This window comes from Cardinium endosymbiont of Culicoides punctatus (assembly GCF_004354815.1).
GTDB lineage: Bacteria > Bacteroidota > Bacteroidia > Cytophagales > Amoebophilaceae > Cardinium.
The window spans coordinates 1-5,385 of record NZ_QWJI01000034.1; the positions used below are offsets into that span (position 1 = coordinate 1).

Annotated in this window: 3 protein-coding genes; 1 reads left to right on the plus strand and 2 read right to left on the minus strand. The window is 34.0% G+C overall.

All coding sequences use genetic code 11. The features are described 5' to 3' along the window. Nucleotides 1-60: 60 nt before the first annotated feature. Nucleotides 61-414, plus strand: a complete 354-nt coding sequence (locus CCPUN_RS03995; RefSeq protein ID WP_133282290.1) for an NUDIX hydrolase — start codon at nucleotides 61-63, stop codon at nucleotides 412-414. A 155-nt stretch (nucleotides 415-569) separates the two neighbouring features. Here the strand turns inward: CCPUN_RS03995 and CCPUN_RS04000 are convergent, their stop codons facing one another. Beyond that, a complete protein-coding gene (locus tag CCPUN_RS04000) occupies nucleotides 570-3,299 on the minus strand; it encodes a UvrD-helicase domain-containing protein (RefSeq protein ID WP_133282291.1) in 2,730 nt (909 codons plus the stop codon). A gap of 99 nt (nucleotides 3,300-3,398) precedes the next feature. Continuing rightward, on the minus strand, nucleotides 3,399-5,126 hold the full coding sequence (locus tag CCPUN_RS04005) for an ABC transporter substrate-binding protein (RefSeq protein ID WP_133282292.1): 1,728 nt from the start codon (nucleotides 5,124-5,126) through the stop codon (nucleotides 3,399-3,401). Nucleotides 5,127-5,385: the final 259 nt, after the last annotated feature.

Below are 5,385 nucleotides of genomic sequence, written 5' to 3' on the forward strand. Positions count from 1 at the left end.
GCAATCATGATAGTCATTGATAGCATAAATAAAGGTAACGCTTGGGCTAAGTAAAATCATATATTTGTACCACCACCAAATAGTTTTTGTGGACATCCTCAAATACATGAGACCAATGAGCAGGCTGTTTATAGACATGCTAAATTTGAGCTTGGATTAGCAACTCTTCAACAATTGCATTTTGTTGGTCACTATCGGTATAAATTCAACCACAATAATATTGTAGAGCATGAAATATGCCCAATATACATGGCCACTTCAGACGATCATATTGTTATCAATGAGCAAGAAGTAGCTTCAGTCAAATTCATCACATGGCCTCAGTTTATTTTACACTTAGAAAAAAACGCAGATAAATTTACACCCTGGTGCAAAGAACAAGTTAAAATATTGGAATGTAATGCAAGTATTTAACCCTACATCTGACATTCCACACTAAAAAATCAATTTTTTAATTACTTTTATAATTGATTACGAATTAACTATGAAAAATTCCAGTAATACACTTGACTGGTCAAAGTAAAGCTTTGTACATTTTAGTAGGACTAAAAGTTAGTTTCGAAAGAAGTCTAATATACGTGTTTCCCAAAGCACAGTTTGATTCCTATGGGTGTTTCCTTGATATCGGCTATGGGAGGTTGTGTAGTGTTACTTGGATCTATACTTGTTAGTAACATACAAGATTGGTAAACCAAGTCAGAAGTGGTATCTATGCTTTCCCTATTTTCTGGGAGTGGAGATATAACATAAAGCTTTGATCGAGCTCTAGTAAAAGCTACATAAAGTAGATTTAAGTTATCTAAATAAATCTGCATCTCTTCTAAATGGTAATCTTTTGTATAGTAGGTTCCCTTTAAATCGGATCCATACCGTATGGGTAATACAGAAAAATAATTAAAAGGGCTCTGAGCATTGGTGTTGAGCCATAAAATAGGGCTATTTTGTGGTGTGTGATCTAAGTTCCAGCTACAAAAAGGCATAATGACTACATTAAATTCCAATCCTTTGGATTGGTGAATGGTCATGACTCTGATCAAATTTTCATGCGTACTTGGAGGAAGTTTTATATCTTGACCACGTTTTTCCCACCAAGTTAAAAATGATGTGATTGAATCGTCTTCTTTATATTTATAAGCAAAATCAAAAACAATGCTTTGAAAAAAGTCTATAATATCATTATAACAGCTATCATTTTTAAAAAAAATCTCTATAAGTAATTTAATACATGGATAAATGGATATGTTTTTTAAAAAGTTCTTTAGTGTCCAAAAAGACTTTGGCAATAGACCCTCCATTTCACTTTCTGAGGCGATTGTATTGTATAAATCATTGCTCTGCCAAATGTTTTTCTCTGCATCTATGCAACTGTAATAAGCCTGAATACAGGCAAGTTTACTGATGGTATTTTGTTCATCATTAAGGTAATACAGTGCATGAATCAATGTCTTTATGGTGGTATGGCTAGATAGTGTGCGGGCATGGTCTGATGCTACTTCATATGGCAAAGTAGAAGGAACTGTTTTATGATGTTCACTAAATAGCTCTGTTACCAAGGCAGCTTCACTATTATTCCTTACTAATAAAACAATATCTTTCGCTGGGATCCCTTCTTGCTGCAATTGTTCTACTAGGGATATGGTCTCTTGCTGTGCATATTCCTTCCAAGAGATCTTTTTTTCATCTGTATCGAATGGATGTTGTTTAATAAATAAAAGCTCTACATATCCTCTATAATCACTTGACATAGGAGCCATGATCTGTTGCTCAACATCTTGATAAGCTCTTTTCATCTGTGTTAATTCAGCTCTTAATGCGGTAATATCTATGGCATGGTCTGTTGATAGCCATTCATTTTCTAAATGAGCAATCAACTGCTTTGATGCAAAATGGAAGAAATGATTGTTAAATAAAACAATCATTTCCTGACTGCGTCTATTGGTAGATAACGTATGGATATGGCTATCTGGAAATTCTTGTTCCACTTGATGGTTTAAAAGCTTCCAATTGCTTCCACGCCAACGATAAATAGATTGTTTTACATCTCCTACCAATAGATTGGTATAACCCTGAGATAAACTATTATGCAATAGTGGCTTGATGTTCATCCATTGAAAAAGGGACAGATCTTGGAACTCATCTATAAGAAAGTGATGAAATTGACTACCAATTTTTTCATAAAGAAAGGGAATTTTATTTTTCTGAATAACTTGATACAGTAGAGCTGAAATATCTGATATGAACAATATATTGTGTTTAGATCTATACTGTTTTAATATTAAAAGTAAAGCACTTATAATGCCAAAGGTATAGGTAAAACGAAATATGGCTGTTGCTGTTTTATATAATGATCCTTCCTGTTCATACAGGTCAATAGCTTCTACAAGTAGTGGGTGCAATGATGTCTCAATTACATGTGCAATATCTTTTGATGTATTGCCTTTTATTTTAGTGAGCCAAGTTTTTAGGTTGATTTTGCCTATAATAGCCCGTTTCGTTGGTTCAAATTTTTTCTTATGCGCTATATTTAAAAAATAGCCTATTACACCTTTGGCCCCATAAGCAAAATCCTCTGGTTGAAGCTTTGCTTGTTCAAGTCGTAATAGGGCAGTTTGTCCTATATTTTGCATTTTTTCTTCAAAAGAATGCAAAAGTGTTTTTATTTCTGATAAGAAATGAGGTAATATTTCTTCTTGCTGTAAGGAGTCTAATAATGCTTGTTCATGAAGTTTAAATGATTCTTCAAAAAGTGTTTTACCAAGCCCTTCAATATCATTCGCCACATTCCATTTTTTTCCTTGTAAGAGTTTTGCTAATGCAAAATGTACAATCCATGTTTCTAATGATGGAATATCAGGTGGTTGGGCAATAAGCTCTTTGACAGCCTCTTTCAAAACCAATGTTTGATTCATTTCAATAACGAAATTTTTCTGTAACCCTAGTTCTTTTGTAAATGCTTGGATCATTTTGTGAAAGAAACTATCAATAGTGGTAACAGAAAAATCGCTGTACTGATATACAATGGTAGAGAGAACCTCTTTGCTTCTTTGTTGTAGTTTGGCAGCTGTCCATCCTGCTTGATATAGCGTTTCCCATAAAGGTGTTTGTTCCCCAATAGATAAACTATATAGGTATGTTAAAATACGTTGTTTTATTTCTTGTGTGGCATAATTGGTAAAAGTTACAGCCAAAATATGTTTAAAGGCATTGGGATGGGTCAATGCCCATTTTATGTAATTGGTTACCAGTGTATGGGTCTTTCCAGACCCTGCAGAAGCACGATAAATAAGAAGGCGTGACATGGTATTTATTAAAGATTACCAATACTTCTGTATCTTTTCATCTATATTGCACAGCTTAACCTAAAATTGTATTTGTAGCTTATTTAAATTAAATAGATTTCAGCATAGGTCTATATCTATATACTGTTCTGCTCCATGCGAATAAGGCGCTATTACATAATTTTTCACACGTTTGTGTACTAGCATATACTTGGGGAGTCTAGGTGTAAGCAGTGCCGGCATAATTTCTACCAACATTGCATTTAATTGTTTATATGCTACTGTTTTTTCTGGCGAATCTGCCATTTGTACCGCTTGGTCATATAGTGTATTAAATGGCTGATTTTCCATAAGAATACCATTCCCTTTTTTTGATCTTAAGTCAGAGAAAAAATATGCAGCATCTGGATAGTCAGCACCCCAACCTAGGTTGGATATTAAATAATCTTTTCTTGAAAGTTTTTTTAATAATTCGGGGAAAGTAGATTGCTGGATTTCCACTTTAATGCCAATTTTATCCATACATTTTGCAAAAAACTCCAATTGCATTCGGGCTTCAGGCATTGCTGAGGTATTTACTGTAAGCACAGACAGTCCTTTGCCATTTGGGTATCCAGCATCTGCTAAGTACTGTTTGGCTTTTTCTAGATCATAATTTATATAGGGGTTTACCAGTCCAGCATCATACCCTACAAAAGATTGGGGTACAAAAGATGGTTGTATAACACCTAGATTATCAGCAAAAAGTTTATTGAAGGCATGCCTGTCAAAAGCCAATGACATAGCTTGTCGCAATTTTTGATTATCTAAAGGTTTTTTTAAACAGTTAAAACCTATAAAACCAATACCTGTGCTTGTCTCTTCAAGCAAGTTTATACCTTGCTGTTTGAGTTCTTGCTTGAGTGCTCCATGCTCAAACACTTGTTTTACATAGGCCCTTACTACTTCAATACAGTCTATCTTATGCTCTTTAAACTGCAACCAGCATGGTTGTGATTCATATATAGCATAATAGGTGATTTTATCAAGAAACGGAACCTTTTTACCAGCTGGCCCTAGCATATGTTGCAATGCTGGTGATGCATCTGTAGGGTAATACTTCTCTCTAAAATTTTTGTTCTTTATAAAAGTGATTTTATTACTTTGTGGGTTAAAGTAATCTAATGTAAAAGGACCAGTACCTACTGGATGGCTTACAAAAGCATCTTTATAATGCTCTACTGCTTCTTTGGCTACTGCACTGGTACAACGTTGTGCTAAATAATGTAAAAATATTGGAAATTGCTTAGTAAGGGTAAATTGTAGGGTATAGCTGTCTATGGCTTTAACACCTTCGATGGGGTAGCTATAATCTCCTCTATGTCTTGTAACGTGTTCGTTAAATGCTTTAATCCCTTTTATGTAATCTACAAATAGACTGAAATAGGGAGAACGTACTGCGGGGTCAGCAATTCTTTTAAAGGAATAGACAAAATCTTCAGCAGTTAGTTCTCTGCCTTTTCCATTAGGAAAACAAACATTATCGTGAAAATAGACTCCTTTTTTTATAGTAAAAGTATAGGTCAATCCATCTTCAGAAATGGTTGGCATCGCTGCTGCCAAGCTAGGTATAAGTTCATAAGGCTTTTTTAGGTAGTGGTATTCTAATAATCCTTCATAAATTTTCCCAATTAGTTTTCCCCCACAGCTACTTGTATTGGTTGCAGGATCTATACCATCAACCGGAGTGTTAAGTGCTAAATTTAATTCTTTTTCAATGTTTTTATTATTTTTTTGCGTAGGCCAAAACTGCCTGACTGCGATCAAGAGTAGGCCAAAAAATAATGGATATTTTGCATATTTTTTCATAGAAGCATAAAATTTAGTGTTCGTAATATATCCTTTAGAATAATTCTAAATAATTAATTTGATATAAATGGGTTATCTACAAGTTTGCAATGTAACTTCACATATCTCAATCTCGTTTCCTAACATACAATAAATTTTTGAGAAAAGTATATTTTTTGGGTGGTGGTCTTCTTTATTAATTTTTGGTGGTGGTACAAATATATGATGGGATAAAAGACTGACATTGAGGATTTTCCACTATATTTGATAAAAAACGGCT

Coding starts and splice junctions, on each gene's coding strand:
- CCPUN_RS04005 (WP_133282292.1), bottom strand. CDS start 5,126: ATGAAAAAATATGCAAAATATCCATTATTTTTTGGCCTACTCTTGATC.
- CCPUN_RS04000 (WP_133282291.1), bottom strand. CDS start 3,299: ATGTCACGCCTTCTTATTTATCGTGCTTCTGCAGGGTCTGGAAAGACC.